General features: G+C 67.0%; 25 protein-coding genes. 20 read left to right on the top strand and 5 right to left on the bottom strand.

Going from position 1 to position 26,212, the window contains the following annotated elements; genetic code table 11:
- The 3 genes from AC1DYK_RS21900 to AC1DYK_RS21890 all read right to left on the bottom strand — a co-directional run.
- A partial coding sequence (locus tag AC1DYK_RS21900; RefSeq protein WP_478168231.1) for a response regulator transcription factor occupies positions 1-273 on the bottom strand: 273 nt, incomplete at its 3' end.
- A gap of 8 nt (positions 274-281) precedes the next feature.
- On the bottom strand, positions 282-2,114 hold the full coding sequence (locus AC1DYK_RS21895; RefSeq protein WP_478168230.1) for an ATP-binding protein: 1,833 nt from the start codon (positions 2,112-2,114) through the stop codon (positions 282-284).
- Positions 2,115-2,395: 281 nt separating this feature from the next.
- Positions 2,396-3,334, bottom strand: a complete 939-nt coding sequence (locus AC1DYK_RS21890) for a LysR family transcriptional regulator (RefSeq protein WP_478168229.1) — start codon at positions 3,332-3,334, stop codon at positions 2,396-2,398.
- Between the two features lie 126 nt (positions 3,335-3,460).
- Between AC1DYK_RS21890 and AC1DYK_RS21885 the strand changes: the two genes are divergently transcribed.
- Entirely contained in the window at positions 3,461-5,071 is a 1,611-nt protein-coding gene (locus tag AC1DYK_RS21885; protein WP_478168228.1) for a GMC family oxidoreductase, read from the top strand.
- A 31-nt stretch (positions 5,072-5,102) separates the two neighbouring features.
- Entirely contained in the window at positions 5,103-7,064 is a 1,962-nt protein-coding gene (locus tag AC1DYK_RS21880; protein ID WP_478168227.1) for an alkyl/aryl-sulfatase, read from the top strand.
- Positions 7,065-7,092: 28 nt separating this feature from the next.
- On the opposite strand, the gene AC1DYK_RS21875 is transcribed toward AC1DYK_RS21880, so the two are convergent.
- Positions 7,093-8,358: a cation:proton antiporter gene (locus tag AC1DYK_RS21875; RefSeq protein WP_478168226.1), complete on the bottom strand. Its 1,266-nt coding sequence runs from the start codon at positions 8,356-8,358 to the stop codon at positions 7,093-7,095.
- 197 nt (positions 8,359-8,555) lie between these two features.
- On the opposite strand from AC1DYK_RS21875, the gene AC1DYK_RS21870 reads away from it, so the two are divergent.
- The 12 genes from AC1DYK_RS21870 to AC1DYK_RS21815 all read left to right on the top strand — a co-directional run bounded on the left by AC1DYK_RS21870 (position 8,556) and on the right by AC1DYK_RS21815 (position 20,833).
- On the top strand, positions 8,556-8,972 hold the full coding sequence (locus AC1DYK_RS21870; RefSeq protein WP_478168225.1) for a hypothetical protein: 417 nt from the start codon (positions 8,556-8,558) through the stop codon (positions 8,970-8,972).
- 269 nt (positions 8,973-9,241) lie between these two features.
- Positions 9,242-9,610 carry a response regulator gene (locus AC1DYK_RS21865; protein ID WP_478168224.1) on the top strand — a complete coding sequence of 123 codons (369 nt, stop codon included), beginning with the start codon at positions 9,242-9,244 and terminating at the stop codon, positions 9,608-9,610.
- 173 nt (positions 9,611-9,783) lie between these two features.
- Positions 9,784-11,169, top strand: coding sequence for an aldehyde dehydrogenase family protein (locus AC1DYK_RS21860; protein WP_478168223.1), 1,386 nt, complete (start codon positions 9,784-9,786; stop codon positions 11,167-11,169).
- Positions 11,170-11,200: 31 nt separating this feature from the next.
- A complete protein-coding gene (locus tag AC1DYK_RS21855; protein WP_478168222.1) occupies positions 11,201-12,592 on the top strand; it encodes a cytochrome ubiquinol oxidase subunit I in 1,392 nt (463 codons plus the stop codon).
- Positions 12,589-13,596 carry a cytochrome d ubiquinol oxidase subunit II gene (cydB, locus tag AC1DYK_RS21850; RefSeq protein WP_478168221.1) on the top strand — a complete coding sequence of 336 codons (1,008 nt, stop codon included), beginning with the start codon at positions 12,589-12,591 and terminating at the stop codon, positions 13,594-13,596. Before AC1DYK_RS21855 ends, cydB begins: the two co-directional genes overlap by 4 nt.
- A gap of 31 nt (positions 13,597-13,627) precedes the next feature.
- Positions 13,628-14,023, top strand: coding sequence for a hypothetical protein (locus AC1DYK_RS21845; RefSeq protein ID WP_478168220.1), 396 nt, complete (start codon positions 13,628-13,630; stop codon positions 14,021-14,023).
- A 44-nt stretch (positions 14,024-14,067) separates the two neighbouring features.
- A complete protein-coding gene (locus AC1DYK_RS21840; protein WP_478168235.1) occupies positions 14,068-14,781 on the top strand; it encodes an ATP-binding cassette domain-containing protein in 714 nt (237 codons plus the stop codon).
- Between the two features lie 34 nt (positions 14,782-14,815).
- Positions 14,816-15,805, top strand: a complete 990-nt coding sequence (locus tag AC1DYK_RS21835) for a PQQ-dependent catabolism-associated beta-propeller protein (protein ID WP_478168219.1) — start codon at positions 14,816-14,818, stop codon at positions 15,803-15,805.
- On the top strand, positions 15,802-16,980 hold the full coding sequence (locus AC1DYK_RS21830) for a type 1 periplasmic-binding domain-containing protein (RefSeq protein WP_478168218.1): 1,179 nt from the start codon (positions 15,802-15,804) through the stop codon (positions 16,978-16,980). The genes AC1DYK_RS21835 and AC1DYK_RS21830 overlap by 4 nt, the downstream gene beginning before the upstream one ends.
- A complete protein-coding gene (locus AC1DYK_RS21825) occupies positions 16,977-17,843 on the top strand; it encodes an ABC transporter permease (RefSeq protein WP_478168234.1) in 867 nt (288 codons plus the stop codon). The genes AC1DYK_RS21830 and AC1DYK_RS21825 overlap by 4 nt, the downstream gene beginning before the upstream one ends.
- Complete coding sequence (locus AC1DYK_RS21820) at positions 17,840-18,823, top strand: Bug family tripartite tricarboxylate transporter substrate binding protein (RefSeq protein ID WP_478168217.1); 984 nt, start codon at positions 17,840-17,842, stop codon at positions 18,821-18,823. Before AC1DYK_RS21825 ends, AC1DYK_RS21820 begins: the two co-directional genes overlap by 4 nt.
- A gap of 45 nt (positions 18,824-18,868) precedes the next feature.
- Positions 18,869-20,833, top strand: a complete 1,965-nt coding sequence (locus AC1DYK_RS21815; protein ID WP_478168216.1) for an outer membrane protein assembly factor BamB family protein — start codon at positions 18,869-18,871, stop codon at positions 20,831-20,833.
- A 21-nt stretch (positions 20,834-20,854) separates the two neighbouring features.
- Here the strand turns inward: AC1DYK_RS21815 and AC1DYK_RS21810 are convergent, their stop codons facing one another.
- Positions 20,855-21,490 carry a GDSL-type esterase/lipase family protein gene (locus AC1DYK_RS21810; RefSeq protein WP_478168215.1) on the bottom strand — a complete coding sequence of 212 codons (636 nt, stop codon included), beginning with the start codon at positions 21,488-21,490 and terminating at the stop codon, positions 20,855-20,857.
- Between AC1DYK_RS21810 and AC1DYK_RS21805 the strand changes: the two genes are divergently transcribed.
- The 6 genes from AC1DYK_RS21805 to AC1DYK_RS21780 all read left to right on the top strand — a co-directional run bounded on the left by AC1DYK_RS21805 (position 21,468) and on the right by AC1DYK_RS21780 (position 26,211).
- Positions 21,468-21,794 carry an FmdB family zinc ribbon protein gene (locus tag AC1DYK_RS21805; protein WP_478168214.1) on the top strand — a complete coding sequence of 109 codons (327 nt, stop codon included), beginning with the start codon at positions 21,468-21,470 and terminating at the stop codon, positions 21,792-21,794. The two genes, AC1DYK_RS21810 and AC1DYK_RS21805, sit on opposite strands and share 23 nt — an antisense overlap.
- A 10-nt stretch (positions 21,795-21,804) precedes the next feature.
- Positions 21,805-22,176, top strand: a complete 372-nt coding sequence (locus tag AC1DYK_RS21800; RefSeq protein ID WP_478168213.1) for a hypothetical protein — start codon at positions 21,805-21,807, stop codon at positions 22,174-22,176.
- Between the two features lie 230 nt (positions 22,177-22,406).
- Positions 22,407-23,585 carry an ABC transporter substrate-binding protein gene (locus AC1DYK_RS21795; RefSeq protein WP_478168212.1) on the top strand — a complete coding sequence of 393 codons (1,179 nt, stop codon included), beginning with the start codon at positions 22,407-22,409 and terminating at the stop codon, positions 23,583-23,585.
- Between the two features lie 36 nt (positions 23,586-23,621).
- Positions 23,622-24,479, top strand: coding sequence for a branched-chain amino acid ABC transporter permease (locus tag AC1DYK_RS21790; protein WP_478168211.1), 858 nt, complete (start codon positions 23,622-23,624; stop codon positions 24,477-24,479).
- 5 nt (positions 24,480-24,484) lie between these two features.
- Positions 24,485-25,474, top strand: a complete 990-nt coding sequence (locus tag AC1DYK_RS21785; RefSeq protein WP_478090517.1) for a branched-chain amino acid ABC transporter permease — start codon at positions 24,485-24,487, stop codon at positions 25,472-25,474.
- Positions 25,471-26,211: an ABC transporter ATP-binding protein gene (locus AC1DYK_RS21780; protein WP_478168210.1), complete on the top strand. Its 741-nt coding sequence runs from the start codon at positions 25,471-25,473 to the stop codon at positions 26,209-26,211. Before AC1DYK_RS21785 ends, AC1DYK_RS21780 begins: the two co-directional genes overlap by 4 nt.
- Position 26,212 lies beyond the last annotated feature (1 nt).

Below are 26,212 nucleotides of genomic sequence, written 5' to 3'. Positions count from 1 at the left end.
GACCGCCATCGTGATGTCGCCATGGCCGCTGATGAAGACGATCGGGATTCGCGCGCCGATCGCGACCAGGCGCTGCTGCAGCGCGAGCCCGCTCATGCGCGCCATGCGCACATCGAGCACGAGGCAGCCGGGCCGCGACGGATCGAAGGTCCCGAGGAACTCCAGCGCCGAGCTGTGGACCTCGGTGGCGAGGCCGATCGAGTTCACCAGTTCGCGCACCGAGTCGCGATAGGCCTCGTCGTCATCGATGATGAAGACAGTCGGTTCGTCCATGGCGTGGGCTAGGGGAGCCGCGGAAGGGTGAAGCTGAACACCGCCCCGCCGCCGGGATTGTGCGAGGCCCAGAGCTTGCCGCCATGGGCCTCGATCAGTTTGCGGCAGATCGCCAGGCCCACCCCGAGACCGCTGGACTTGGTCGAATAGAAGGATTCGAAGACGCGCTCCAGGTCGCCTTCGTGGATGCCGACGCCGCGGTCGGAAATATCGACCCGCACCTCGTCGTGCTCGCCGGCCTGGATGGCGATGCTGATCTCCCGGGCACCGGCCGGCGGCGCCAGTTCGATCGCCTCCATCGCATTGCGCAGCAGGTTCAAAACCACCTGCTGCACATGGATTTCGTCGACGACCACCACGGGCAGGGGGCCCGTCGGCGGCAACTCGATGCGGATGTCGCGAAGATCGCAATCCAGCTTCACCATGCCGACGCATTCGCGCACCGCCTGGTCGATGCGAATCGGCTTCGGGTCCAGCTCGTGGCGCTGCACCATGCTGCGCATTCGCGTCACCACATCGCCGGCGCGCGTCGACTGGCCGATCACCTTGTCGAGCAGTTCCGTGACACGGACCATGTCGGGCGATCGCTCGCCCGCGCGGCGTCGCGCGGCGAGCGCGTAATTCTCGATCGCACCCAGCGGCTGGGTGATCTCGTGGGCCAGTGCGACCGACATTTCTCCGGCCGTGTGGACCCGCACCAGGTGCGCCAGACGTTCGCGCCAGTGCGCCGCCTCGACTTCCGCGGCCAACCGGCGGCGCTCGGCAGATTCGCGCGCATGCAGGCTGCCGAAGACTTCAGCCAGCAGCTGGACCCCGGGGAGCAGCGCGTCGGGCCAGGCATGTTCACGCCGGACCGTCGCGATCGAGAGGGCGCTCGCCTGTTCCCCCGCGACCGGCACCACGAGCAACGAGCGGATACCCAGTGCCTGCAAGGTGTTGCGGTCCTGATGCGCCGAGACTGGAAGCTCGTCGAGACCGGTCAGCCGGACCACCCGGCCGGCAGCCACGCGGCTGCCCAGCCACGGCAGGCAACCCGTTGCGTGCGTACCCGGCGGTGCCGCGAACCCTTCGGCATGCCAATGCCGCGCCGGCTCGTAGCGCCCGTCGCTGTCGATCCCCTGCCAGAGGGCGACTCGCTCGGCACCCACGAATTCGCCGATCTCGCGCAATCCGTGCAACACGGCCTCGCCTTGCTCGTCCGGTCTGGCCAGCACCAGGGAAGCCAGGATGCTGCTGGCCAGCCGCTCGAAGCCGATCGCGAGCTCGAGTTCTTCCTGGGCGCGCTTGCGCGCGAGGGCGCCGCCGAGGATTTCCGCCAGCAGACGCATCCGCTCGAGAAGTTCGTCCGACCATTGGCGCTCGAACCGAATGGCGCTGAAGACGAGCGCGCCGTGAAGATGCCCCGCCACCATGATGGGCATCATGACGTGTGATTTCAGACCGAGCCGGCGCCAGCTCTCCTTGTCGACGCGGGCCTCCGGCGGCAGGTCGTCGAGGCGGGAAAACGCGATCGGCCTGTTCGCGATCGCCATCGAAAGCGCCCACGGATTCGAATCGCGCACGTCGAGGCAGTGCTGCACCGGTGCGATGCCGTCTCTGGAGAAGGAGTGCGTGACATGGGCGCTTCCGGTCAGCGTGAACACGCGCGTCAGCGTCGACCGGTCGATGTCGAGGGCCTTCACGATGCGCGCGAGGCTGTCCTCGATGGCGCGGCCGATGTCGTGCAGCGGCACGGCCACGAAGGTGGCCGACAGGTCCGACAGCAGGCGCTCGAAGCGCAGCAGGCCCTGCAGGTCGCGAGGAGGCGGGCGCGAGGCCCATGGAAGGACTGAGGCCGTCATATCGGCGCCCGTGGCGGGAACCCTCCTTGTGTGTCGGCGTGATGATCCCGTGTCATTCCGGGGCGCCGGAGCCGTCGCGATCGATCACGTCCGAGGCTCCTCGCGGCATTGCGGTGATTTCCGATCGGATCCGGATGCATCGCGACGGCCGCATGCGCATCATCGCCACTTCGTTTGCGCACCGTCAACCCGGCTTTCGGGATATGGCGACAGTCGTCGACGGGGAGCGACGGCGGTCATCGGGTTGTCACATTTCCGTGTCAAGACGAGTGCGGCGAGCTTCATGTGTGCGGGGTCGCCGCAGGCACCGGGGACAGGCCGGGCCAGTCCGCGCCGAGCGCCTGGCACTCGCGAATCGCCAGATCGGCCGCGGGCGAGAGGGTGCGGCCCTTCAGCCAGATCGCGTGGACATCGGCGAACAGCGTCGTTTCGGCCGCGAACATGCTTACCGGACGCAAGTCGATGCCGAGGACCGCCGCCAGCCCGTGCGGCAGCAAGGCCAGCAGGTCGCCCTCCAGGGCCAGCCTGGCCAGCGTGGGCAGGTCGTCGCATTCGACCGCCAGCGGAAACCTCCCGGGATCCTCGAAGCCGATGGCCTGCGCGACCATCCACAACAGCTCCGGCTTGGTCGAGACCATGCCGATGCCATGGCGGCGCAGGCTCTCCGGCGTCGCCCTTTTGTCCCGCAGCAAGGGGTGGTCGGGTCGGCAGTACAGCGCCCCGGCGATCTTCATGATCGGCACCATGTCCAGCGGGGCATCGCGAACGAGCAGACGCGGATCGGCGACAAAGAAGTCGATAGACTCGGCCAGGAGCAGGGCGAGCAGGCTGTCGACGTTGCCGCTGCGCACGCGCGCAATCACCTGCGGGGCCTTGCGGCGCAAATCGGCCAGCAGCCTCGGCACCAGGATGGCGGCGGGTATGGGCCCCATGCCGATGCAGAGTTCGCCCAGTTCGCCCTGGCGCAGCAACTGGGCGTCGCGTTCCAGGCATCGACTGTCGAAGACCAGGCGTCGCGCGCGCTCGACCAGGGTTCGGCCGGCCGGCGTCAGCGTCGCGCCCTGGGGACCCCGTTCGAACAGCCGCAGGCCGAAGTGTTCTTCCAGCGACTGGATGCTGCGGCTGAATGCCGCCTGGCTGAGATGAACCTTGTCGGCTGCCGCGACGAAGCGCCCTTCTTCGGCGAGCGCGATCAGATGACTGAGTTGTCGCAGGTTCACTATGCACTCCACGCAATGAGTGGCTCCTGATTATGCATTGGACGGATGCATCTCCCTTCGGCATTCTTCGGGTCCACGGACCGGCCCCCGTGATCCATGCGCCGGCGCAAACGATGAGAGACAACGATGGAATTCGACTACGTGGTGGTGGGGGCCGGATCGGCCGGATGTGTGATCGCCTCGCGCCTGAGCGAGGATCCGGGCGTCACGGTCGCCCTGCTGGAAACGGGCGGGCCGGACAAGAGCGTGCTGATCCACGCGCCGGCCGGCGTGGTGGCGATGGTGCCCACGCGCATCAACAACTACGCCTACCAGACCGTGCCGCAGCCGGGCCTGGGTGGCCGCCGCGGCTACCAGCCGCGCGGCAAGACGCTGGGTGGCAGCAGCTCGATCAATGCCATGCTCTACGTGCGCGGGCACCGCCATGACTATGACCACTGGGCCGGCCTCGGCAATGCGGGCTGGGCCTACGACGAGGTGCTGCCCCTCTTTCGCAAGGCCGAGCACAACGAGCAGTTCGGCGGCACGCCCTGGCATGGCCAGGGGGGCCCGCTGAACGTGGCGGCGCTGCAGTGTCCCAGCCCGATCAACAAGGCCTTCCTCGCGGCCGCGGCACTGCAGGGCGTGCCGACGATCGCGGACTACAACGTCCCGGACCCGTTCGGCGCCTTCATGTACCAGGTGACCCAGCGCAACGGGGAGCGCTGCAGTGCCGCGAAGGGCTATCTGACCCCGCACCTTGCGCGGCCCAACCTGCAGGTCGTGACCCATGCCGTGGCCTCGCGCATCGTGCTCGCGTCGGGCCGGGCGGTGGGCGTCGAGTACCTGCACGGCGGCGCGACACAGCAGCTGAGGGCGCGGCGCGAAGTCATCGTCTGCGCCGGCGCGTTCGGTTCGCCGCAATTGTTGATGCTGTCGGGCATCGGTCCCGGGGGCCATCTGCAGCAGATGGGGATTCCGGTGCAGCGTGACCTGCCCGGCGTCGGGCGCAACCTGCAGGACCACATCGACTACGTGCAGACGTGGCGCACCCGCAGCGACAGTCGCACCTTCGGCGTCTCGTTGCGCGGCGGCCTCCAGCTCGGTGCGGCCATGCTCGAATGGAAGCGCAAGCGCACCGGCCGCATCACGAGCTCGATCGCCGAGTCGGGCGCGTTCCTGCGCTCGTCCCCCGAGGTCGAGGTCCCCGACCTGCAACTGGTGTTCGTGATGGCCATCGCCGACGACCATGCGCGCAAGCAGCACCTGGGGCATGGCATCTCCTGCCATGTCGACGTGCTGCGGCCGCACAGCCGGGGCAGTGTCGAGCTGGCGGGCCTCGATCCGGGCCAGGCGCCGCGCATCGACCCGCGTTTTCTCGAGGACGAGCGCGACCTGGCGCTGCTGGTCAAGGGCGCGCAGGCGCAGCAGCGCATTGTCGAATCGGCCCCCTTCGACGGCATCCGCGGCGCGATGCTGTACCCGGTGGCCGCCGGCGACACGAAGGCGCTGGTCGCCGATATCCGGGCCCGCGCCGACACCCAGTACCACCCGGTGGGCACCTGCAGGATGGGTTCGGACGAGCAGGCCGTGGTCGACGCGCGGCTGCGTGTGCGCGGCATCGCCGGCCTGCGCGTCGCCGACGCCTCGATCATGCCGACGATCGTCGGCGGCAACACCAATGCGCCCACCATCATGATCGGCGAGAAGGCCGCCGAGATGATCTGCGCCGATGCCTTGACCGCGCATCCGCACTGACAGACAGACCCCAGACTCCGGAGACTCTCCCATGAAGCCAACTCTCAAGGCGCCGCTCGCGGCGGCGCTGATTCTCATGCTGGCCGCCTGCGGCCCACGCAACGCCGCTCCCACGGGCGATGCGACGGCCCCGACCGTCGCGGCCAACGCGGTGTTCGAAGAAATCCTGCCGCTCGGCGATCGACAGGCGTTCGAAGACGCCCGACGGGGCCTGATCGCGCGCCCCGAAGGCAAGATCACGGCCCCCGACGGCCGCGTGCTGATCGACTTCGATGCCTTCAAGTTCGTCGATGGCGCCGCGCCGCCGACCGTCAACCCCAGCCTGTGGCGCCATGCCCAGCTGAACGCGCAGACCGGGCTGTTCAAGGTGACCGACGGCCTCTACCAGCTGCGCGGCTTCGACGTGGGCAACATGACGCTCGTCGAGGGCAAGACCGGATGGATCGTCATCGACGCGCTGACGGCCAGGGAGACCGCCGCCGCGGCGCTGGCCTTCGCGCGCAAGCACCTGGGCGACAAGCCGGTCAGCGCGGTGGTCTTCTCGCACAGCCACATCGACCATTTCGGCGGTGCGCTGGGCGTGATCTCGCCCGAGGAGGCGGCGACTCGCAAGGTGCCGATCGTCGCCTCGACAGGGTTCATGGAGGAGGCGACCAGCGAGAACGTGATGGTCGGCACCGCCATGGGTCGGCGCTCGTTCTACCAATTCGGCAAGGAGCTCGAACGGTCGCCCAAGGGGCTGGTCGACACCGGCCTCGGCAAGGCGGTGGGCTATGGCACCTTCGGCATCCTGCCGCCGACCGTCCTGGTCACGCAGCCGACCGAGGAGATGACGCTCGACGGCGTGCGCTTCGTCTTTCACAACGTGCCGGGCGCCGAGGCGCCGGCGGAGATGACCTTCTCGATTCCGGCGCTGAAGGCCTATGGCGGCGCGGAGAACCTGGCGCAGACCATGCACAACCTGCTGCCGGTTCGCGGCGCCAAGGTGCGCGATGCGCTGAAATGGGCCGACTACATGCAGCAGGCGCTCGACCAGCTCGACGGCGCCGAGGTCTATTTCGGCCAGCACAACTGGCCGATCTGGGGCCACCAGCGCATCGTCGACTTCATCACCAAGCATCGCGACGTCTACAAGTACACGCACGACCAGACGGTGCGCCTGATCAATGCCGGCCTGACGCCACGGGAGATCGCCGACCGGATCAAGCTGCCGAAATCGCTGCAGACGCACTTCGGCGCGCGCGGCTACTACGGCGACCTGCGCCACAACGTCAAGGCGGTCTACCAGTTCTACCTCGGCGCCTACGACGGCAACCCGGCGAACCTCGATCCGCTGCCGCCGCAGGAGTCGGCCAAGCGCTACGTGGCGCTGGCCGGCGGCGCCGATCGCGCCCTGCAGGCGGCGCAAGCCGCCTTCGACAAGGGCGACTACCGGTGGGCGGCCGAACTGCTCAGCCACGTGGTGTTCGCCGACAGCGGCGACAAGGCCGCCCGCGAGCTGCTCGCGCGCACCTACGAACAGCTCGGCTACGTGGCCGAGGCCGCCACCTGGCGCAACAGCTACCTGAGCGCTGCGGCGGAACTGCGCCAGGGGCCGCCCACGAAGGGGGTCGATCGCTCGGGCTTCGTCGACATGCTCACGCACACGCCGGTCGAGCGCTTCCTCGAGGCCATGGCGGCTGGCCTGGACGGCCCTGCCGCCGAGGGCAAGGACACGAAGATCAACCTCGTCTTCAGCGACACCGGCGAGAGCTTCCAGCTCTGGCTCGAGAACTCGGTGCTGCACCACCGCAAGGCCGCGCCGGCGGCCGACGCCAACGCCACGCTGACGCTGACCAAGCCGATCTTCGTCAAGATGATGGCCGGCACCGCGGGCGTGAAGGACACGCTGCTGTCCGACCAGCTGTCGATCGACGGCAGCAAGATCGACCTCGTGCGCTTCCTGTCGCTGATCGACAAGGCACCGGGCACCTTCCCCATCGTGACCCGGTGATCCCCTGCGGTCGCCCCGGCCTCGGGCCTCAGGTGCCGGATGACCGGTCGCGGGTGCCGGCGCCGCCGGGGCGGGAGTCGTCACGCCCGGTCCGCATGGCTGGCGCGAACCGTTGCACGAGCAGCGGCCCGAGAATGGAGGTGGCCAGAACCATGAGCAGGACGCCGTTGAACATCCGCGCGTCGAGCAAGGGCTGCCCCGCGGCGTTGAAGGTCTTGGTCGCCACCAGGGCGGCCGCGAGCGTTGCGGCGACCTGGGGCAGGGTCAGCGCCCACTGGGTCCTGCGCGCGGCGGGCGCATAGCCGAAGGCCCGCCCGCAGGATTCCGCGGCGATCCACTTGCCCACGAGCAGGGCCCCGATGATCCCGACGGCCAGCAGGGCGTCCGCCGACAGGCTGCGCGCGAGCGCGAACGGATCGATCAGGAAGCCGGTGACGACGAAGAAGACCGGAATGAACAGCGTGGTGCCCATGAATTCCAGCTTGGACTTGGCGGGCTTGTCCTTCACGGCCGCGTTGACCGCGAGCCCCGCCATGAACGTGCCGACGATGCCCGGCAGGTTGATGTACTGGGCGAGCAGCGCGGTCAGCGCCAGAATGCCGAGCATCAGGACGAAGTACGTCTCCTCGTCGTTCTCCACCTTCTTCAGGATGTAGCCGGCCGCGCGGCTCAAGCCGGCGAGCACGAAGACGACGAACGCCACGATCTCGGCGACCTGCAGGATCAGCGCCGACGCCGAGAAGCCGCTGACGAACATCGGCACGCAGACCGCGAACACGAGCAGCGACAGGGTGTCCGACATCATCGTCGCGCCGACCGCGACCACGATGGCTTCCTGGCGTTGCACGCCCAGGCTGGTGACGATCGGCAGCGCCAGCAGCGTGTGCGAGGCGAGCAGCGACCCGATGACGATCGCCGGCAGCACCGCGTAGCCGAGCCACAGGGAGACCAGCGTGCCGAGAAGCAGCGGCAGGGCGGTCGTGGCCACGCCGAACACGATCGAGCGGAAGATCTTCTGCCGGAACAGGTCCAGATCGATTTCCCAGCCGGCGAAGAACATCAGCAGCAGCATGCCGAGCTCGGAGAAGAATTCGGCGACCGGATGCTCGCGCGGGAAGACATCGAGCATGTGCGGCCCGAGCAGCACGCCGCTCAACAGCAATCCCACGACCGTCGGAATGCGAAGGACCCGCGAGATGCGCGGAATGGCGAGGATCAGCGCCATCATGATGGCGAAGCGGGCGAGCACGGGCAGGAGGTCGATGGCCCGCTGAACGATCTCGATGAACGACATGACGTCTCTCCGGTGGGGAAGTGCGGCCATGCACCCGGACCCATTGGAGCGCGCTTTCGCCAGCCGCGGCCCCTGTGTGGCCACGTACGTGCTCGTCGGCGCGGCGCGTCCACGTACGTGGTTTGAGTAGTTGCCGGGATTGACGCCGGCGCGTGGGCCGGCCGACCATCTCAGGATTACTCACTGGGTAAACGACCATGACTCAACGATTCGACGCATTGAAATACCTGACCGTCGCGGCTTCGTTCGTGCTGATCGCCGGCTGTGCCACCAGCAACACGGCGCTCAGCAATGACAATCTTGCCATTGCCGCCGGCTTCAAGGTCATCACGCCCACGAAGCCGGACCAGCAGGCCATGCTCGCGAAGCTCCCCAAGGACAAGGTATCGCCCGTCACCTACCAGGGCGCCACCTACTACGTCCTGCCGGATTCGATGAACAACCTCGCCTATGTCGGCGGACTGCCCCAGTACCAGGACTACCAGCGGCTGCGCGTCGCCAAGCAGCTCAGCAACAACAATCTCGAGGCCGCCCAGATGAACGAGATGAATGCCATGGACTGGGGCGGCTGGGGCGGCTGGGGCGGCCCCGCATTCGTCGGATTCCGTCGCTAGCCGCAAGCCGACGGCGCATGCGGCGGCCGAGCAGGTGTTCGCGTCCCGGGCCGGCCTCCCACGTACGTGGTGCTGCGTGGTCGCCGGGATGGTCGCATCGCCCGGATGGTCGCACCATAGAGGACCGGTTCGACGCAGGTGAACGGAGGCGGCTTGAAGGCGTTGCGCGTGGTGTTGAACGCCTCGGCCGCATCGCGTGCGGATCGCTGCGCAAGCCCGACACTGCGGAAGAACCGGCACCCCCCAACGCAGTGGGAGACGCCGAAGCCATGTCCACCACCGTCTACGTCGTCGGTTTCAAGGCGGATGAGCGCGCCTGGATCGAATCGACGCTCGGGCGAAGCGTCGATGCCGTGGTCTTCGTGGACGACGGCGAGGCGTTGCTGGCCCGCTCGCCGAGTGGCCCGGGCCAATGCCTGATTGCGTCGGCCGATGTCGACGGGGCCGCAACCCTCAGGCTGGTGCGCGAGTTGAGGCAGCGGGGGATCGCGCTGCCCGTGATCGTCCTGGGCCCGCACACGGCGTTTCGCACGGCGGTCGACATCGCGCGACTCGAGGCGACCGATTTCCTGGAGCGGCCGGTCAGCGTGCGCGAACTGCGCGCCGCGGTGCGTCGGGCGCGATCGGATCCGAAATGAACTCGCGTCTGCGCTCCAGCGTGTGCCACGCCACGTACGTGGCCGCAGGGATGGCAAACGCGCGCGCTCAAGGCCATCATTCGCTCCGTTTCGGTCCACAAGAGGACTCTCATGGCTGATTTCGACTGCGACGGCTCCTTGCCCCCCTTCTGAAAGCACGAGGTCCATCCATCATGTCCCTGCCCGACTACGCCGCCCTCGTCGCCAGCCAGCGGGCGTTCTTCCTGGAAGGCCATACGCGCCCGGTCGCGTGGAGAAAGTCCCAGCTCGAGTCCGTCCGGGCCATGTTCACCGACCATCACGACGCGTTGTGCGACGCGCTCTGGAAAGACCTGCGTCGCAACGTCAACGATGCCGACCTGATGGACGTCGACTACTGCGCCAAGGAGGCCGCCTACGCGCTCGAGCACATCGACGCGTGGATGAAACCCTTGCACGAGCCGATGCCGCTGGTGTTCGAGCCGGGCTACGTCCGGGTGAATCGCGACCCGCTGGGCGTGGCGCTGATCATCGGTGCCTGGAACGAGCCCTTCATGCTGGTGTTCGGGCCGTTGGTGGCGGCTCTGGCCGCGGGCAACACCGCCGTCCTGAAACCTTCGGAGGTCGCGGCCCATTGCGCCGCCGCGGCGGCGCGGCTGGTGCCCGAGTACTTCGATCCGCGTGCGGTCGCGGTCGTCGAGGGCGCCGTGCCCGAGACCACGGCCCTGCTGGCACAGCAGTGGGACATGATCTTCTTCACGGGCAGTCCGCCGGTCGGCAAGATCGTGCACCAGGCGGCCGCGAAGAACCTGACGCCGTGCGTGCTCGAACTCGGCGGCAAGAACCCGACCATCGTCCATTCGTCGGCCAACCTCAAGGCGGCCGCGCGGCGCATCGCGTATGGGCGCTACCTGAACTCCGGCCACATCTGCACCGCGCCCGACCACGTGCTGGCATGGCCGGAGGTGAAGGACGAATTCGTGCAGCACCTGAAGGACACGATCCGCGAGTTCTATGGCGACGACCCGAAGCAGAGCCCGGACTACGGACGGGTGATCAACCGTCGCAACTTCGATCGGCTGGCCGCGCTGCTCGGCAGCGGCCGGGCCGTCGCCGGCGGCCAGACCGATGCCGACGCGCTCTACATCGCGCCGACCGTGCTGGTGGACGTAGCGGTGGATTCGCCGATCATGAAGGAAGAGATCTTCGGCCCCATCCTGCCGGTGCTCGAGATCGGGTCGGTCGACGCGGTCGTCCAGTGGGTCAACAGCCGGCCGAGTCCGCTGGGCCTCTACATCTTCGCCGAGGACAGGGACGTGGTGGACAGGATCCTGTCGTCCACGCGCTCCGGCGATGCCGAAGTCAATGACTGCGCCATCCATCCGCTCTTTCCCGAGTTGCCGTTCGGCGGCGTGGGCAATTCCGGCATGGGCAAATACCATGGCCGCTGGGGCTTCGAGGCCTTCACCAATGCGCGCGGCGTGCTCCACCACAGCAGCGCCGTCGACCCCGGCGTGCGCTATCCGCCTTACGCCCGGCACGCCCTCGAGCGCGCCGTCGTCAACAAGCTGATGCCGTAGCCGCCGCGTCGCCATGGACCTCGATCCGGTCATGCTGTCGCGAATCCAGTTCGGGTTCGTGATCAGCTTCCACATCATCTTCCCCGCGTTCACGATCGGACTGGCGGCGTGGCTGGCCACGATCGAGGGCGCGCGGCTGGCGACGGGCAACCTGCTCTATCGCAGGGTGTTCGACTTCTGGCTGCCGATCTTCGCCGTCTCCTTCGGCATGGGTGTGGTCACGGGCATCGTGATGGCCTTCCAGTTCGGCACCAACTGGGGCGTGCTGGCCGTGAAGACCGGCGCGATCCAGGGCCCGTTGCTCGGCTACGAGGGCTTCACGGCCTTCATGCTCGAGGCGACCTTCTTCGGCGTGATGCTGCTCGGGCGCGACCGGGTGTCGCCGCGTTTCTATTTCTTCTCCTGCTGCATGGTGTCGCTGGGCACGATGTTCTCGTCGTTCTGGATCCTGGCCAACAACAGCTGGATGCAGGTGCCGCTGGGCCACGCGGTGGTGGACGGCAAGATCATTCCGACCGACTGGATGCAGATCGTGCTGGGGCCGGTGCAGATGGTGCGCTGGCCGCACATGCTGCTGGCCGCCTTGCTGACGACCGCGATGTGCGTGTCGGCCACCGGAGCCTGGTATCTGCTTCGCCGGGTGCACTTCGATGAAGGCCGGATGATGCTGCACTGGGGATTGGGGCTGGCCGCGGTCCTGATCCCGGTCCAGCTGTTCTTCGGGCATCTGACGGGCCTGTACGTGCTCGAGCACCAGCCCGCCAAGTTCGCCGCGATCGAGGCGCGCTGGAAGAACGAGCAGCCGGCCAGCGAAGTCCTGGTCGCCATCCCCGACGAGGCGAACCAGCGCAACCTCTACGCCATCACGGTGCCCAAGCTGGGCAGCTTGATCGCATCGGGCAACCTCACCGCCGCCGAGCGCGGCCTCGAGTCCTTTCCTCGCGAAGACTGGCCGCCGGTGCTGATTCCCTTCTGGACCTTCCGGCTGATGGTCGGCATGGGCCTCATCATGCTGGCCGTCTCGTGGCTCGGCAATTTGCTGCGATGGCGCGGCAAGCTGGAGTCGTCGCGCTGGTTTCTCTGGTGCACCTTGGCGGCCTTCCCGACCGGCTTCGTGGCCATCCTCACCGGCTGGTACACCGCCGAGATCGGACGCCAGCCCTGGGTGGTCTACGGGCTCCTGCGGACCAAGGACGCGGTCACGCCCTCCCTGACCACGGCTGACGTGCTGACCTCGCTGATCATCTACGTGGTGGTGTACTGGCTCTTCATTTCCTTCGGCATCTACTACATCTACAAGCTGTTGCGCCAGGGACCGCGTGCCAAGACGCAAGCCACGGCCAACGTCACCGGCAGCCGGCCGCTGGCCGTCGGCGCGCGCACGGACGCCCCGCCCATTGGCGGATCCGGAGGCACGCAGTGAGCCCGGCCGTGCCCAGCGACCTGGCGCTGTTCTGGGCGGCGGTCATCGCCATCTCGATCCTGGTCTACGTGATCCTGGATGGCTTCGACCTCGGCGTCGGCATCCTCTACGGCACCACGCGCGAGGAGAACCATCGCCTGAACATGATGGGCACCATCGCGCCGTTCTGGGACGGCAACGAGACCTGGCTGGTGATCATCGGCGCCAGCCTGTTCGCGACCTTCCCGGTGGTGTATGCGGTGTTCCTGGGCGCGTTCTACCTGCCCGTCCTGCTGCTGCTCGTCGGCCTCATCTTTCGCGGCGTTGCCTTCGAGTTCCGCTATCGCAGCGTGAAGACGCGTTGGCTGTGGGATGCGGGGTTCTTTCTCGGGTCGACGGTGGTGGCCTTCGTGCAGGGCGCCGCCGTGGGCGCATTGATGCGCGGCCTTCCGGTGGCGAACGACCAGTACGCCGGCACCTCGTTCGAATGGCTGCATCCGTTCTCGGTGCTGACCGGCATCGGCCTCGTCTTCGGCTACGCGCTGCTGGGCGCGGGCTGGATCGTGCTCAAGAGCGAAGGCGATCTGCGCGACTGGGCCTATCGTCGCATCCCATGGCTTGCGGCAGCTGTCTTCCTGGTGCTCGGCCTCGCGTTCGCCGTGTCATTGACGGTCGACGCTGGCGCCATCGCCCAGAGCCATCTCAAGGATCGGCCCTGGGGATGGGCTTTCGTTGCGGTGGCAACCGCCTCATTGGTCGGCGTGGTGGCGGGCGCTCGCGCGCGCCGCGATGGCGTCGCGTACGCGCTGACCGTGGTGTTCATCGCGGCGGCGTACCTGGCACTCGGCGTGATGTTCTGGCCCTACATGGTGCCGTACGCGGTCACCGTGGCCAGTGCGGCGGCGCCGGAGGCGTCGCTTCGGTTCCTGTTCTACGGCGGCGTGGTGGTACTGCCGGTGATCGCGATCTACACCTTCGGCGTCTACTGGGTGTTCCGCGGCAAGGTCCGCGGCGGCTACCGGTGACGAAAGGGCCAGCGCAGCGGAGCCGCTCACCGTGGAACTCATCATCGACGCCTTCGTCCGCTCCTGGACGGACATCACGAGCGGCCGGCACGCGCCGCTGGCCTTTCGCTTCATCCTTCAGCCTGCAGTTGCAGCCTTCTTCGCTTTCAGGGCCGGCAGGCAGGACGCACGAGACGGGCGGCCTCTCTATCTGTGGGCGCTCGTGCGGGATCGCGCGCAACGAAAGTCCCTGGTGCGCGAAGGTTGGCAGCACATCGGAAAGGTCTTCATCGTGGCACTCGTCATGGACGGCGTCTACCAGTTCATCTCGGTGCGCTGGTTCTATCCAGGGGAGGCCGTCATGGTCGCGGTGGTCCTCGCGGTCTTGCCCTACCTCGTGCTCCGCAGCCTGGTGAATCGCATCCTGCGTCGTCGACCGCCCACCTGAGCACAGTCCCAAGATTCATGCCACAGGCGCTCCCATCGACGACCATGCTGCGGACCACCGGCCTGACCAAGCGCTACGGCGCGCGGACGGCGTTGAAGGGCCTTTCGCTCACGCTGGCGGCAGGGCAGTTCGTGGCCCTGCTGGGGCCCAATGGCGCCGGCAAGTCGACGCTGTTCCAGGTGCTCACCGGGCTGTTTGCGGCCGACGAGGGCGAGGTCGAAGTGGCCGGTCATTCGCTCGCTCGGTCCGCGACGGCGGCGCTGCGCCACATCGGCGTCGTGTTCCAGCAGGTGTCGCTCGATCTGGATCTCAGCATCCGCCGGAACCTGCTCTTCCAGGCCGACCTGCACGGCCTGCCGCGGCGGCTGGCGGCGGCCCGCATCGCGGCGGCCTGTGCCCAGCTCGGCATCGACGCCGACCTCGATCGCAAGGTGCGTGAACTGTCCGGCGGCAATCGACGCAAGGTCGAACTCGTGCGCGCGTTGCTGCATCGACCCACCGTGCTGCTGATGGATGAAGCCACGGTCGGCCTGGACCCCAAGTCACGCCAGGACCTGATGCTTGCCCTGCATGCGAACGTGCAAGAGCGTGGTGTCTGCGTTCTGTGGGCGACGCACCGGGTGGAGGAGGCCGAGGGCGCCGACCGTGTGCTGGTGCTGCACAAGGGAGAACTCCTGGCCGACGGCACGCCCGTCGAGGTGACGCAAGCGCTAGGGGAGTCGACGCTTGAAGCGGGCTTCATCGCGCGCACGAGTTGAACGCAAAGCTGAATCACACAGGAGAGACATCGATATGAATGAAGTTGCCCCTGTCCTGAAGCGTGTGGCTCGTTCGGTTGCGGCCCTGTCGGGCGTATGCGTCGGCATGGCTGCGGTGGCGCAAGGCACCGCCTACGTGTCGAGCGAGAAAGACCAGGCGATCACGCTGATCGACCTGGCCATCCTCAGCGTCAGGGGCACCATCCCGACCTGCAATCGGGGACGGCACATCCAGCTCACGGCGGATCGCCTGATCATGCTCGCCTGCAGCGAGTCGAACGTCGCCGATCTGATCGACCCGGCGACGGGCAAGTCGCTGCGTCGCATTCCGCTGGGCGGCGAGCCCGAGGCGTTCGACCTGTCGCCGGACGGCAAGACCATCTATGTCTCCAACGAGGATGACGGTGCGGTCAGCTTCATCGACGCGGCGAACGGCAAGGTGCTTAAGTCGATCAAAGTCGGCAAGGAACCCGAAGGCGTGAAGGTCAGCGCAGACGGCAAGACGCTGTACGTGACGTCCGAAGTCGCCAGTCTCGTGCACGTGATCGACGTCGCCAGAGGTGCCATCGTCAAGAACGTGAAGGTCGGCAAGCGGCCGCGCCGCATGGCCTTCACACCCGACGGCAAGGAACTGTGGGTCACCAACGAACTCGACGCCAGCGTCAGCATCATCGATACGGCCACCCGCAGTGTGGTCGGCAGCCTGAAGTTCGAAGTCAAGGGCGCGCGCAGCGAAGACATCACGCCGGTGGGCATCCAGATGTCGCGCGACGGCAAACGCGCCTTCGTGGCGCTGGGAAGGGCCAACCACGTCGCGTTCGTCGACGTGCCGCAGCGAAAGGTCACGAATCTCGTCCTGGTCGGCAAGCGCGCGTGGAACGTCACGCTCGACAAGGCCGAAGCCCGGCTGTATGTGGTCAACGGCTTGAGCGACGACGTCACCGTGGTCGATGTCGCAGCGGCCAGGCCGATCAAGAGCATCCCCGTCGGCCGCGTGCCTTACGGCCTGGTGGTGGTCGAATGAAGTGGTGCGCCTGCTGCGTCGGCGTGTCGCTGCTGCTTGCGGGGTCAGCGTCGAGCGGACAGCCGAGGGGTGCCGTCACGCCATTGAAGGCGACGCTGATCTCGCCCGGTCCCGACGCGCGGCTCGAACGGTCGCGCGTTGAGCGCCATTTCCTGGGCCACCCTGAGGGCCCTGCGAGTGACGGCCTGCAGGTCGCGCTGGACGAAGGGCAGTTCGAGCTCGACTCCGTCGATGCGGCCGTCACGCTGGCCAAGCAGTCCGCCGGCTCGCCGGAGGCCGCACGCGCGGCCGCGCAGGCGGCCGAAAAGTCCGGCGCCGCCGTGCTCGTGACGGATCTTCCCGCGGATTGGACGCTGGCCGTGGTCGATGCCGTGAAGCTGCCGGTGATCAACATCGGCGAGGCCGCCGACCGCCTGCGCGAACAGGACTGCCGCGCCCACCTGTTCCACATCCTTCCGAGCGAGCGCATGCGCGCCGACGCACTGGCGCAAACGCTCGTGTCGCGCAAGTGGAGCAAATTGCTGCTGCTCGTGGGTCCGAGTGCGCAGGACCAGTTGCGCGCTGCCACGGCGCAGGCTTCGATCAAGCGCTATGGCTTGCAGGTGGTCGCGATGCGGCCCTTCAAGCTTTCTGGCGACCCGCGGGAGCGCGACCTGGCCAATCCGCTGCTGCTGACGGCCGGCAGCGCCTACGACGCCGTCTGGGTGGTCGACAGCGACGGCGAATTTGCGCGCGGCTTGCCGTACCGGATCGTGTTGCCTCGCCCGGTGGTGGGTGATACGGGGCTGGTGGCGCTGGCCTGGCATGCACAGTACGAGCGCTACGGCGCGCCGCAGGTGTCGCGCCGCTTCGCCAAGGCGGCCGGGCGGCCCATGGCCGCGAGCGACTGGGCGGCGTGGATGGCGGGCAAGGCGCTGGTGGCGGCCGCCATCGCGGCACCGAAAGGGCCCGCCGCCAGTTGGGCGCAGGCGCTCGCCAGAACGCCGCTCGATGGCTCCAAGGGCACGAATCTCACCTTTCGTCCCTGGGATGGGCAGTTGCGCCAGACCGTCCTGCTCACCGACGGCCAGGGCGTGATTTCGCAGGCGCCGGTCGATGGCCTGCTGCACCCGGGCAATGTGCTGGATACACTGGGCGCGGACGCCCCGGAGAAGCGATGCACGACGACGCGATGATCCCCGTCGAAGCCGGCGCGGCGGAACTTGCACCGCGCCGCGGCGTCGCGCATGCGCTGCAGGCCATGCAGGCGATCGTCATGCGCGAACTGCTCAAGTTCTCGCAGCAGACCGGCCGGCTGGTGTCGGCGCTGGTGCGCCCCTTGTTGTGGCTGGCGGTGTTCGCGGCGGGCTTTCGCAACGTGTTCGGCGTCGCGATCGTCGAGCCCTACGACACCTACATCCCCTATGACGTCTACATCGCGCCGGGCCTGGTGGGCATGGTGCTGCTGTTCAACGGGATGCAGTCGTCGCTCGCGATGGTCTACGACCGCGAGATGGGTCTGATGCGGCTGCTGCTCACCGCACCCTTGCCGCGCGCATGGCTGCTGTTTTGCAAGCTCTGCGCGACGGCCCTGCTGTCGGTATTGCAGGCCCTTGCCTTCGTGATCGTCGCGACCTTGGTCGGCACCGACCTGCCGCTGCTCTCGCTGGGCGGGTTGCATGCCTTGCTGGCGCTGGTCTGCGGGGCGCTGATGCTGGGCGCGCTCGGTCTGCTGCTGTCGGTGTACATCAAGCAGCTGGAGAACTTTGCCGGCACGATGAACTTCGTGATCTTTCCGATGTACTTCATGTCCACCGCGCTTTACCCACTGTGGAAGCTGCGCGAGTCGGGCGCCGGATGGGTCTATCAGCTGGCCCGCTTCAACCCGTTCACCCACGCCGTCGAATGGATCCGGTTTGCGTTGTATGGCAAGGACCCCGGCGAGGCGCCGTGGATCGTGCTCGGTTGCCTGGCGGTCTTCTTCGTGCTGGCCTGCTGGGGCTACGACCCGCAGCGCGGTTTTGGTGGATTGACGAAGCGCGGTGGAGGTGCGGCATGAACGTCGGTCGCCGCCGCTGGCTGGGACGTGCGGCCGCGCTGGCGCTGACTGCGGGACCTCTGCCGCATGCGCTGGCAGCCGTAGCCTTTCCCTCCCGGCCGATCACGCTGTGGGTGCCATGGGCGGCGGGTGGCGCGACCGACTTGTCGTTGAGGCTCCTGGCCGAACTCGCCGCGCCGGTGCTCGGCCAGCCCGTGGTGGTGGCGAACCGCCCCGGCGCCGGCGGCACGCTGGCGATGCCGATCCTGCAGCAGGCCGAAGCCAACGGCTACACCATTGCGCAGATGCCGCAGCCGGTCTTTCGCGCTCCGTTCATGCAAAAGGTGCTGTGGGATCCGGTGCGAGACGTCACGCCCATCATCCAGATTTCGGGCGTCACATTCGGGGTGCTGGTGCGCGCTGCCAGCCCGCTGCGCTCGCTCGACCAGCTGTTCGACTTCGCACGCGCACGGCCGGGCGAGTTGAGCATCGCCACCAATGGCGTCGGCACCACGCCGCACCTGGTGCTCGAGGCGCTGTTCACCGAGCGCGGGCTGAGCTACATCCATGTGCCATACAAGGGCACCTCGGAGCTGACCCTGGGCGTGGCGTCGGGCCAGGTGATGGTGGGGGTCAGTTCCACCGGTTTCGCGCCGGAGGTCGATGCGGGCCGCCTGCGGCTGCTCGCGACCTTGGGGGCGCGGCGCTCCGGGCGCTGGCCGCAGGTGCCGACATTGCGCGAACTTGGCTTCGACATCGTGGCGATGTCGCCTTATGGCCTGGCCGGCCCGCGCGGATTGCCAGTCGACGCCCTGGACGTGCTGCATCGCGCCTTCAAGAAAGCCCTGTTCGACCCGCAGTTCGGCGAAGACCTGGCAAGGTACGACCAGGAGATCGCCTACCTCGGCCCGGAGGACTACGCGAACGCCTGCCGCGAAGAGTACGCGAAGGAGCGAGCGGTCGCCGGACGAATGAAGAGCTCGCGCGGCGCGGGTGGCTGAGGAAGGCCATGTGTCGCAGCGCTCTCGGACGGGCTTGCCACGTACGTGGACATACGTGGCTGTCGGGATTGCGCATTCGGAGGCCCTCCTTCCAGAATCTTTCATGCAGGACCAGGATCCCTCGATGCGACCTGCCCATCGCCCTCGATTCCTACGTGCTCGAGCTCCACATCGTCTTCCCTCCTACATCGGGTTAGAAGCATGAAAAAGACATTCACCATCATCGGCGTGCTGGTTGTTGCAGGCGCGGCAATCGCGGGGGCGCTCTACGTTGCCTTCCCGGTGCCGATGACGACCTACGGGGGCATGGGACTCAACTTTCTCAAGTCGCTGACTGCGCCGCCGGGTACGTTGACTCTCGAATCGAATCCTGCCTATAGGGCGCCCGCTGCCGCAGCGTCCTCTGCGCCCCCCGCCGACGCGGCATGGCCGAACGCGGCGGCCGGCGACTGGCCGAGCTACAACCGGACACCCACCTCGCAGCGCTTCTCGCCGCTCGACCAGATCAACACGAAGAATGTCGGAAACCTGAAAGTCCAGTGCACGTACGACCTCGGCATGTTCACCGCCTTCGAATCCGGCCTGATCATGGTGAACAACGCATTGATCGGCACCGCCGAGTTCGAGATCTTCTCCATCGATCCGGTCACGTGCGCCGAGAACTGGCGCACGCGCCTGGACTATCCCGGCGGGCTGCTGCCTGCCAACCGTGGCGCCGCCCATCTGGACGGCCTGCTGTTTCGCGGCACGCAGGACTGCCGGGTGCTCGCCTTCGATTTCAAGACCGGCAAGCAGGCGTGGGAGACGACGATCTGCGACCCGAAACGCGGCGAGTCGGTGCCGTCGGCACCGATCGCGTGGGAGGGCCTCGTCTTTGTCGGCAATGCCGGCGGGGATTACAAGGGCGGCAAGGGCAAGGTCTACGCCCTCGACGCGAAGACCGGCAAGGTCGTCTGGCAGTTCTTCCTTGTCCCCAAAACCGAGGGCGACGTCGTCCGTGGTCCGGTGGGAAAGTCGCCACTCGACGAGAAGTCCTGGAACAACGCACCAGGCATACCCATCAGCGGCGGCGGGACCTGGACCTCCTACACGCTCGATACGAAGAACGGCCTGCTGTACGTTCCGGGAGGCAACCCCGCGCCCGACTTCGCTTCCGGCGCGCGCGAGGGCGACAACCTTTTCACGGATTCGGTCGTGGTGCTCGACGCCAAGACGGGCGACTACAAGAACAACTTCAAGGTCGTGAAGAAGGACTGGCATGACTGGGACGTGTCCAGTCCGCCGATCCTGCATCAAACGATGGGCGGCAAGCAGATCATGTCGCTCGCACCGAAGGATGGGCACCTCTACGGCTACGAGCTCCCAGGCAACAAGCTGCTCTACCGCGTGCCGGTCACGACGATCGAGAATGCCGAGGGCGCGTTCGCCGTCGGCCAGGACGTTCACTTCTGTCCGGGTCCGGTCGGAGGCACCGAATGGAACACGCCCGGCTTCGATCCGACCACGAACCTCATCATCACCGGCACCGTGGACTGGTGCGATACCGTGAGGATCAAGACCGACGAAAAGCTGCGGTCGGTGGCTGTCGGCCAGCCCTGGACCGGAATGGCAACCCTCAACCCGATCAACATGTTCGGCAAGGAAGACCGTACCGACGGACATTGGGCTGGATGGATCTACGCCAGCGACGCCGACACCGGCGTCTGGAAATGGCGCATCAAATCCAACTATCCCGTCGTCGCAGCGATCACGCCGACGGCCGGTGGCCTCGTGTTCTTCGCCGACCTCGGCGGCAACTTCTATGCGCTGGACTCTTCCACTGGACAGAAGCTCTGGGGCGGGCCGCTCGGAACCGGCGGCGGAATCGGGGGCGGCGTGATCACGTACAGCGTCGAGGGCGTACAGAAAGTTGCCGTGGCCGATGGCTTCACCATGGTCGCCTGGCCCACGAAGCCGAGGCATGCAAGGGTCGTGATCCTGGGCCTCGACAGCGGCGCGGCGAAGAAATAGGCCCGACATGGACCTTCCCTCTCAGCGCCAGCCCGCCGCCTTCAGCTTGTCGGCCAGTTGCTGCGCCACCACCGCATAGCCCTGGGCATTCGCATGAATGCGGTCCGATCGAAGTGCCGCATCCGACAGAACGGCTGAGTACACGTCCGGAATCAGCAGCGCCTTCTCGGCCTTCGCCACCACTGCGTAGAAGCCGGCATCGCTGAGGGAACCGACGGTCGCGCGCAGCGGCTCGGGCGCGGGCGTCGCGATCACCGCCACGTAAGGCGTGTGCGCGAGTGCCTTGCGCACGATCGCCGCCACGTGGTCCGACGTGGTCTGCTGCGATATGCCGCGCAGCATGTCGTTGCCGCCGATGCCGACCAGAACCGCGTCGTAGCTGTTCGTTGCCAGCAATGCCTCCAGGCGCTGCAACGCACCGGCGGAGGTGTCGCCACTGACGCCCTCGTTGTCGACCTGCCAGCCCGTCAATTGCGCCAGTCGCATTGGCCAGGCCTGCTCGGGCGTGGCGCCATAGCCCATGGTCAAGCTGTCGCCCAGCGCCAGGACACGCGCATCGGATTTCAGCGCCGCAACGGAAGGCTTGCGCTTGCCGCAGGCCGAAAGCGTCAAGGCCGACTGCAAGCCGGCCAGCATGAGAAGGTGTCGTCGATTCATTTCAATTCAGATCTGGAGGTTCACCGCATCGGGCGCCATTTTGGTACGCCCGAAAAAGGGTTTCCAAGGCGGCGCCATCGTCGTAGGATCAGACGCTAGGGGCGGGCGCTTGCCTCCGTCCCTGCGGTGGAGAAGTGCCATGCCTACGTACCAGTATCGTTGCACCAAGTGCGGCGAGGTTTTCGAGCACATCGAACACGTCGCTGAGCATGAAACTGCGCGCTTGCGTTGCCCCAAATGCGACAGTGAGGCCGTTCAGCACCAACCGACGCAGTTCTTCGCGAAGACCTCCAAGAAGAGTTAGGCCAGCGCGAATGAAGAAGACGCTGGTGCTGGTGATCGGGTTGGAGCCGGAACGGGTCGACTTCAGCACGATGCCGGACATGAACGCAGAAATGGTTCGGGCCGGGCTTGGGGCGGACCAGGCAAGACTTGCCGCTCTGGGCTACGAAGCAGAACTCTGCCTGACAGACCTCGGGGAAACGGCTGCAGACGCGGTTGCCCGGAAGCTCTCCGAAAAACCGTTCGACTGCGTGGTCATCGGTGCGGGCATCCGGGCCATCCCCGCTTACTTTCTTCTCTTCGAGCAACTGGTCAATGTGGTGCATCGAGCTGCCCCTCAGGCCCGAATTTGCTTCAACACCAAGCCGAGCGACACCGCCGAAGCCGTCCAGCGTTGGGTATAGCGCTGCGTATCGCAGGATGTGCTGAGCTGGCGCTCCAGCCGGGCGACCACGTCCGCGGAATGGGTGGTCGCCGGGATTCGCGACGATTGCGCAGGGCCGCTCCCCACGCGTCCTAGGGTAAACCCCCAATTAGTTGGCATTGCAACTAGTTGAGATAGCAATCACAATCACGCCCAGCCTGAGCAGGCACCACGGGCGCTGCACAGGCAGACCCACAACTGGAGACCACGATGAAACTCAACCGTCGCGCCATTGCGTGTGCACTCTTCGCCTCAGCAGGGCTGTCGCTCGCCGCACCCCAGGCCATGGCGCAAGCCGTCAAGGTCGGGATCATCGGACCCTTTTCGGGGCCGTTCGCGCACTACGGGTCCCTGTTCAAGGCTGCCGCGGAAAGCTATGTCGCCAGCCAGGGCGGCAAACTGGCCGGCAAGGACATCGAGTTCATCTACCGGGACACCGGAGGACCCAATCCAAGCCTGACCAAGACCCTGGTTCAGGAGTTGATCGTCAAGGACAAGGTTGACTACCTGGGCGGGTTCGTGTTCACGCCCAATGCCATGGCGGTGGCGCCGCTGATCCAGCAGTCGCAGACGCCGACGGTGATCTTTAACGCCGCAACCTCGGCCATCACCGAGAAGTCCGAGTTCTTCGTCCGCACGAGCTACACGCTGTGGCAGGTCACCGTGCCGGCCGCGCAATGGGCGGCGAAGCAGAACATGAAGAAGATCGTCACGGCCGTCACCGACTACGGGCCCGGCATCGACGCCGAGACGGCCTTCAAGAGCGAGTTCACCAAGCAGGGCGGGACGGTGGTCGAGAGCATTCGCATGCCGATGGCCACCACCGACTTCGGCCCCTTCGTGCAGCGCATCAAGGCGAGCGGTGCGCAAGCGGTCTATACCTTCCTCCCCGGCGGCCCACCCAACCTGGGCTTCGTCAAGGCCTACAACGAGAACGGGCTGGCCAAGGCCGGCGTGCAGTTCCTCGGAAGCGCCGAGACCGACGAGTTCGACCTGCAGAAATTCGGTGCCGCCGCGCTGGGCCTGACCACGGCCTTCCACTATTCAGGCGCACACGACTCGCCCGAGAACAAGAAATTCGTCGACGCGCTGAAGAAGCGGGATCCGAGCGCCGTCGCCAACTACGCATCGGTCGGCGCCTGGGACGGCATGTACGTCATCCACAAGATGATCGAGGCGACGGGCGGCAAGAAGGACGGTGCCAAGGCGCTCGCCGCCGCCCGCACCCTCAAGTGGGAAAGCCCCCGTGGACCCGTGAACATCGATCCCAAGACGCGTCACATCGTGCAGAACGTCTATCTGCGCAAGGTGGAAAAGGTGGGCGACCAACTGGTCAACAAGGAACTACAGAGCTTCGGACCCCAGACCGACTTCGGCCTGGAGAAGTGAACTCCTGTCCGCATCGCATTCCCTGAGTTCCGTCCCGTGAACACTTTCCTCAACATCCTGATCGACGGGCTGGCCTACGGCATGGTGCTGTTCGTCATTGCCGTCGGCCTGTCGGTGACGCTGGGTCTGATGCGCTTCGTCAATCTGAGCCATGGCGCCTTCGCGATGGTGGGCGGCTACTGCGCCGCCCTCCTGACCCGCGAAGCCCAATGGAGCTTCTGGCTTGCCGTGCCCGCGGCGATCCTGGCGACGGGTTTGCTGGGCGCCGTGCTCGAGCTGCTGGTGCTGCGTCACCTGTACCGCCGCAAGGAACTCGATCAGGTGCTGTTCACGATCGGACTGAGCTTCGTTCTGATCGCCGCCACCAACGCGCTGGTCGGTCCCCAGGTGCAGATGATCCCGCTGCCGCCTTTGCTGGCGGGCTCGGTGGACCTGGGCTTTCGCACGCTGCCCACCCAACGCCTGCTGGTCATCGCTGCCGGCTGCGCAGTGGCCGCCTTGACGGCCTGGACGGTCACACGCACGCGCTTCGGCATCTGGCTGCGTGCGGCCGTCGACCACAGTGGCACCGCCTCGACGTTGGGCATTCCCATTCGGACGGTGCAATGCGCGAGCTTCGCCGCCGGGGCGGCCCTGGCGGGCCTGGGCGGCATTCTGGGCGCCGAGCTGATGCCGCTGGAGCCCTACTACGCCCTCAAGTACCTGGTGCTGGTCCTGGTGGTCGTCGCGGTGGGTGGCATGGGCAGCATCACCGGCTCGCTGGTCGCCGCCGTGCTGCTCGGCGTCATCGAGACCGCCAGCAAGTATCTCGCCTCTGAATGGGGAAGCCTTTTCTTCTTTGTTGCCATGGCCGCGCTGCTGGCCTGGCGTCCCGATGGCCTGCTGAAACGATGAACACCATGACGACAACGCCGGCGCTCGCGGTGCCGCCGCAGCAAGCCGCCGCCCCGCGCTGCGCGCCGGCCTGGCGCGCGCCCGCTGCGCTCCTGGTGATCGGCTTGTCGACCTGCGCCTGGATGCCGGAGCAGCTGGGCCTGCTGACACGCATCTTCATCACCGCGCTGTTCGTGCTGTCCCTGGACCTCGTGGTGGGCATTGCCGGCCTGGCGACCCTGGGCCATGCCGCCTTGTTCGGGATGGGCGCCTATGCCGCGGGCATCTTCGCGCTGCAGGTCCACCCCGATCCCTTGATCGGCCTGGCAGTCGGCATCGCAGCCGGCGCGGGCCTGGCGCTGCTGTCGGGCGCGTTCCTGCTGCGCTATCAGGGCTTCACCTTCCTGATGCTCACGGTCGCGGTGTCGCAGATCCTGCTGAACCTGGCGCAAAAGGCGCGCGACTGGACGGGGGGCGACGACGGCTTGTCCGGATTCGTCATGGGGCCGGTGCTGGGGCGCTTTGCCTTCGATCTCGAGGGTCGGGTCGCGGCCCTCTATGCGCTGGCCGTGCTGGTGGTTCTCTTCTACGTCGCGCGCCGGCTGGTCGATTCGCCGTTCGGCCTCGCCGTGCGCGGCATCCATGAGAACCGCGCCCGGATGGCGGCGCTGGGCACCCCGGTGTTCGCACGGCTCCTGGTCCTGTACACCGTCGCCGGCGCCGTTGCCGGTGCCGCCGGGGCGCTGTCGGCGCAGACCAATGCGGTCGTCGGCATGGACAGCCTGTCGTTCGCGCTGTCCGCCGAGGCACTGGTCATGCTCATCCTCGGCGGGGCAGGGCGGCTCACCGGCGCGCTGGTCGGCGCTGCAGTGTTCACGCTGCTGCATCACACGGCGGCCTCCATCAATCCCTACCACTGGCTGTTCGTGGTCGGCGCCTTGCTGATGCTGGTCGTCCTGGTGTCGCCGGCCAAGGCCTGGGCCTGGTTGCGTCGCCGTGCCGGAGGTGTGCGATGAGCGTCCTGCTCGAGCTCAAATCCCTGGACAAGCGCTTCGGTGGCCTCCACGTGACGCGCGGCGTGTCGTTTGCGCTGAGCGCCGGCGACCGGATGGCGCTGATCGGTCCCAACGGTGCGGGAAAGACCACGCTGGTCAATCAAATGAGCGGCGTCCTGGCCTCCGACGCCGGCGAAATCTGGCTCCGCGGCGAGAACGCCACTCGACTGAACCAGGCCCAGCGGGTGCGCGCCGGCCTGGCCCGCACCTTCCAGATCACGACGCTGGCGCCGCACTTCGCGGTACAGCGCCAGATCGAGCTCGCGTTGTTCGAGCGCGAGCGGTTGACCGGCGGGATGTGGCGCAGCATCGATGCGTACCCCGCGCTGCAAGCGGAGGCACGGGAGATCCTCTCTCGCTTCGGCTTGAATGCGCATGCAGGCACCGCGACGCAGGACCTTGCGTATGGCGAGCAGCGCCTGATCGAGATGGCGCTGGCACTGGCGTTGCGGCCCAAGGTCCTGCTGCTGGACGAGCCGATGGCCGGTGTTCCCAAGGGCGATGGCGCACGCCTGCTCGCCGCACTGGACGCGCTGCCGCGAGACCTGGCCGTGCTCATCATCGAGCACGACATGGACCTCGTGTTCCGATTTGCCAACCGCATCCTGGTGCTGGCCGACGGCGCGGTGCTGGCCGATGGCTCCCCCGACGACATCCGCCGCGACCCCATGGTGCGGGCAGCCTACCTGGGAAACTGAA

This window comes from Variovorax sp. P2_H12 (genome assembly GCF_056403395.1).
The sequence above is the reverse complement of the archived record's forward strand: the minus strand, read 5'-3'. Positions and strand labels throughout refer to the sequence as shown.

Excerpts from the sequence above, each read along its gene's own strand:
- AC1DYK_RS21810 (WP_478168215.1), bottom strand. The coding sequence starts at position 21,490 with ATGAATCGACGACACCTTCTCATGCTGGCCGGCTTGCAGTCGGCCTTG.
- AC1DYK_RS21840 (WP_478168235.1), top strand. The coding sequence starts at position 14,068 with ATGCTGCGGACCACCGGCCTGACCAAGCGCTACGGCGCGCGGACGGCG.
- AC1DYK_RS21865 (WP_478168224.1), top strand. The coding sequence starts at position 9,242 with ATGTCCACCACCGTCTACGTCGTCGGTTTCAAGGCGGATGAGCGCGCC.
- AC1DYK_RS21805 (WP_478168214.1), top strand. The coding sequence starts at position 21,468 with ATGAGAAGGTGTCGTCGATTCATTTCAATTCAGATCTGGAGGTTCACC.
- AC1DYK_RS21855 (WP_478168222.1), top strand. The coding sequence starts at position 11,201 with ATGCTGTCGCGAATCCAGTTCGGGTTCGTGATCAGCTTCCACATCATC.
- AC1DYK_RS21795 (WP_478168212.1), top strand. The coding sequence starts at position 22,407 with ATGAAACTCAACCGTCGCGCCATTGCGTGTGCACTCTTCGCCTCAGCA.
- AC1DYK_RS21825 (WP_478168234.1), top strand. The coding sequence starts at position 16,977 with ATGATCCCCGTCGAAGCCGGCGCGGCGGAACTTGCACCGCGCCGCGGC.
- AC1DYK_RS21870 (WP_478168225.1), top strand. The coding sequence starts at position 8,556 with ATGACTCAACGATTCGACGCATTGAAATACCTGACCGTCGCGGCTTCG.
- AC1DYK_RS21785 (WP_478090517.1), top strand. The coding sequence starts at position 24,485 with ATGACGACAACGCCGGCGCTCGCGGTGCCGCCGCAGCAAGCCGCCGCC.
- AC1DYK_RS21860 (WP_478168223.1), top strand. The coding sequence starts at position 9,784 with ATGTCCCTGCCCGACTACGCCGCCCTCGTCGCCAGCCAGCGGGCGTTC.
- AC1DYK_RS21780 (WP_478168210.1), top strand. The coding sequence starts at position 25,471 with ATGAGCGTCCTGCTCGAGCTCAAATCCCTGGACAAGCGCTTCGGTGGC.
- AC1DYK_RS21830 (WP_478168218.1), top strand. The coding sequence starts at position 15,802 with ATGAAGTGGTGCGCCTGCTGCGTCGGCGTGTCGCTGCTGCTTGCGGGG.
- AC1DYK_RS21880 (WP_478168227.1), top strand. The coding sequence starts at position 5,103 with ATGAAGCCAACTCTCAAGGCGCCGCTCGCGGCGGCGCTGATTCTCATG.
- AC1DYK_RS21885 (WP_478168228.1), top strand. The coding sequence starts at position 3,461 with ATGGAATTCGACTACGTGGTGGTGGGGGCCGGATCGGCCGGATGTGTG.
- AC1DYK_RS21875 (WP_478168226.1), bottom strand. The coding sequence starts at position 8,358 with ATGTCGTTCATCGAGATCGTTCAGCGGGCCATCGACCTCCTGCCCGTG.
- AC1DYK_RS21820 (WP_478168217.1), top strand. The coding sequence starts at position 17,840 with ATGAACGTCGGTCGCCGCCGCTGGCTGGGACGTGCGGCCGCGCTGGCG.
- AC1DYK_RS21835 (WP_478168219.1), top strand. The coding sequence starts at position 14,816 with ATGAATGAAGTTGCCCCTGTCCTGAAGCGTGTGGCTCGTTCGGTTGCG.
- AC1DYK_RS21800 (WP_478168213.1), top strand. The coding sequence starts at position 21,805 with ATGAAGAAGACGCTGGTGCTGGTGATCGGGTTGGAGCCGGAACGGGTC.
- AC1DYK_RS21895 (WP_478168230.1), bottom strand. The coding sequence starts at position 2,114 with ATGACGGCCTCAGTCCTTCCATGGGCCTCGCGCCCGCCTCCTCGCGAC.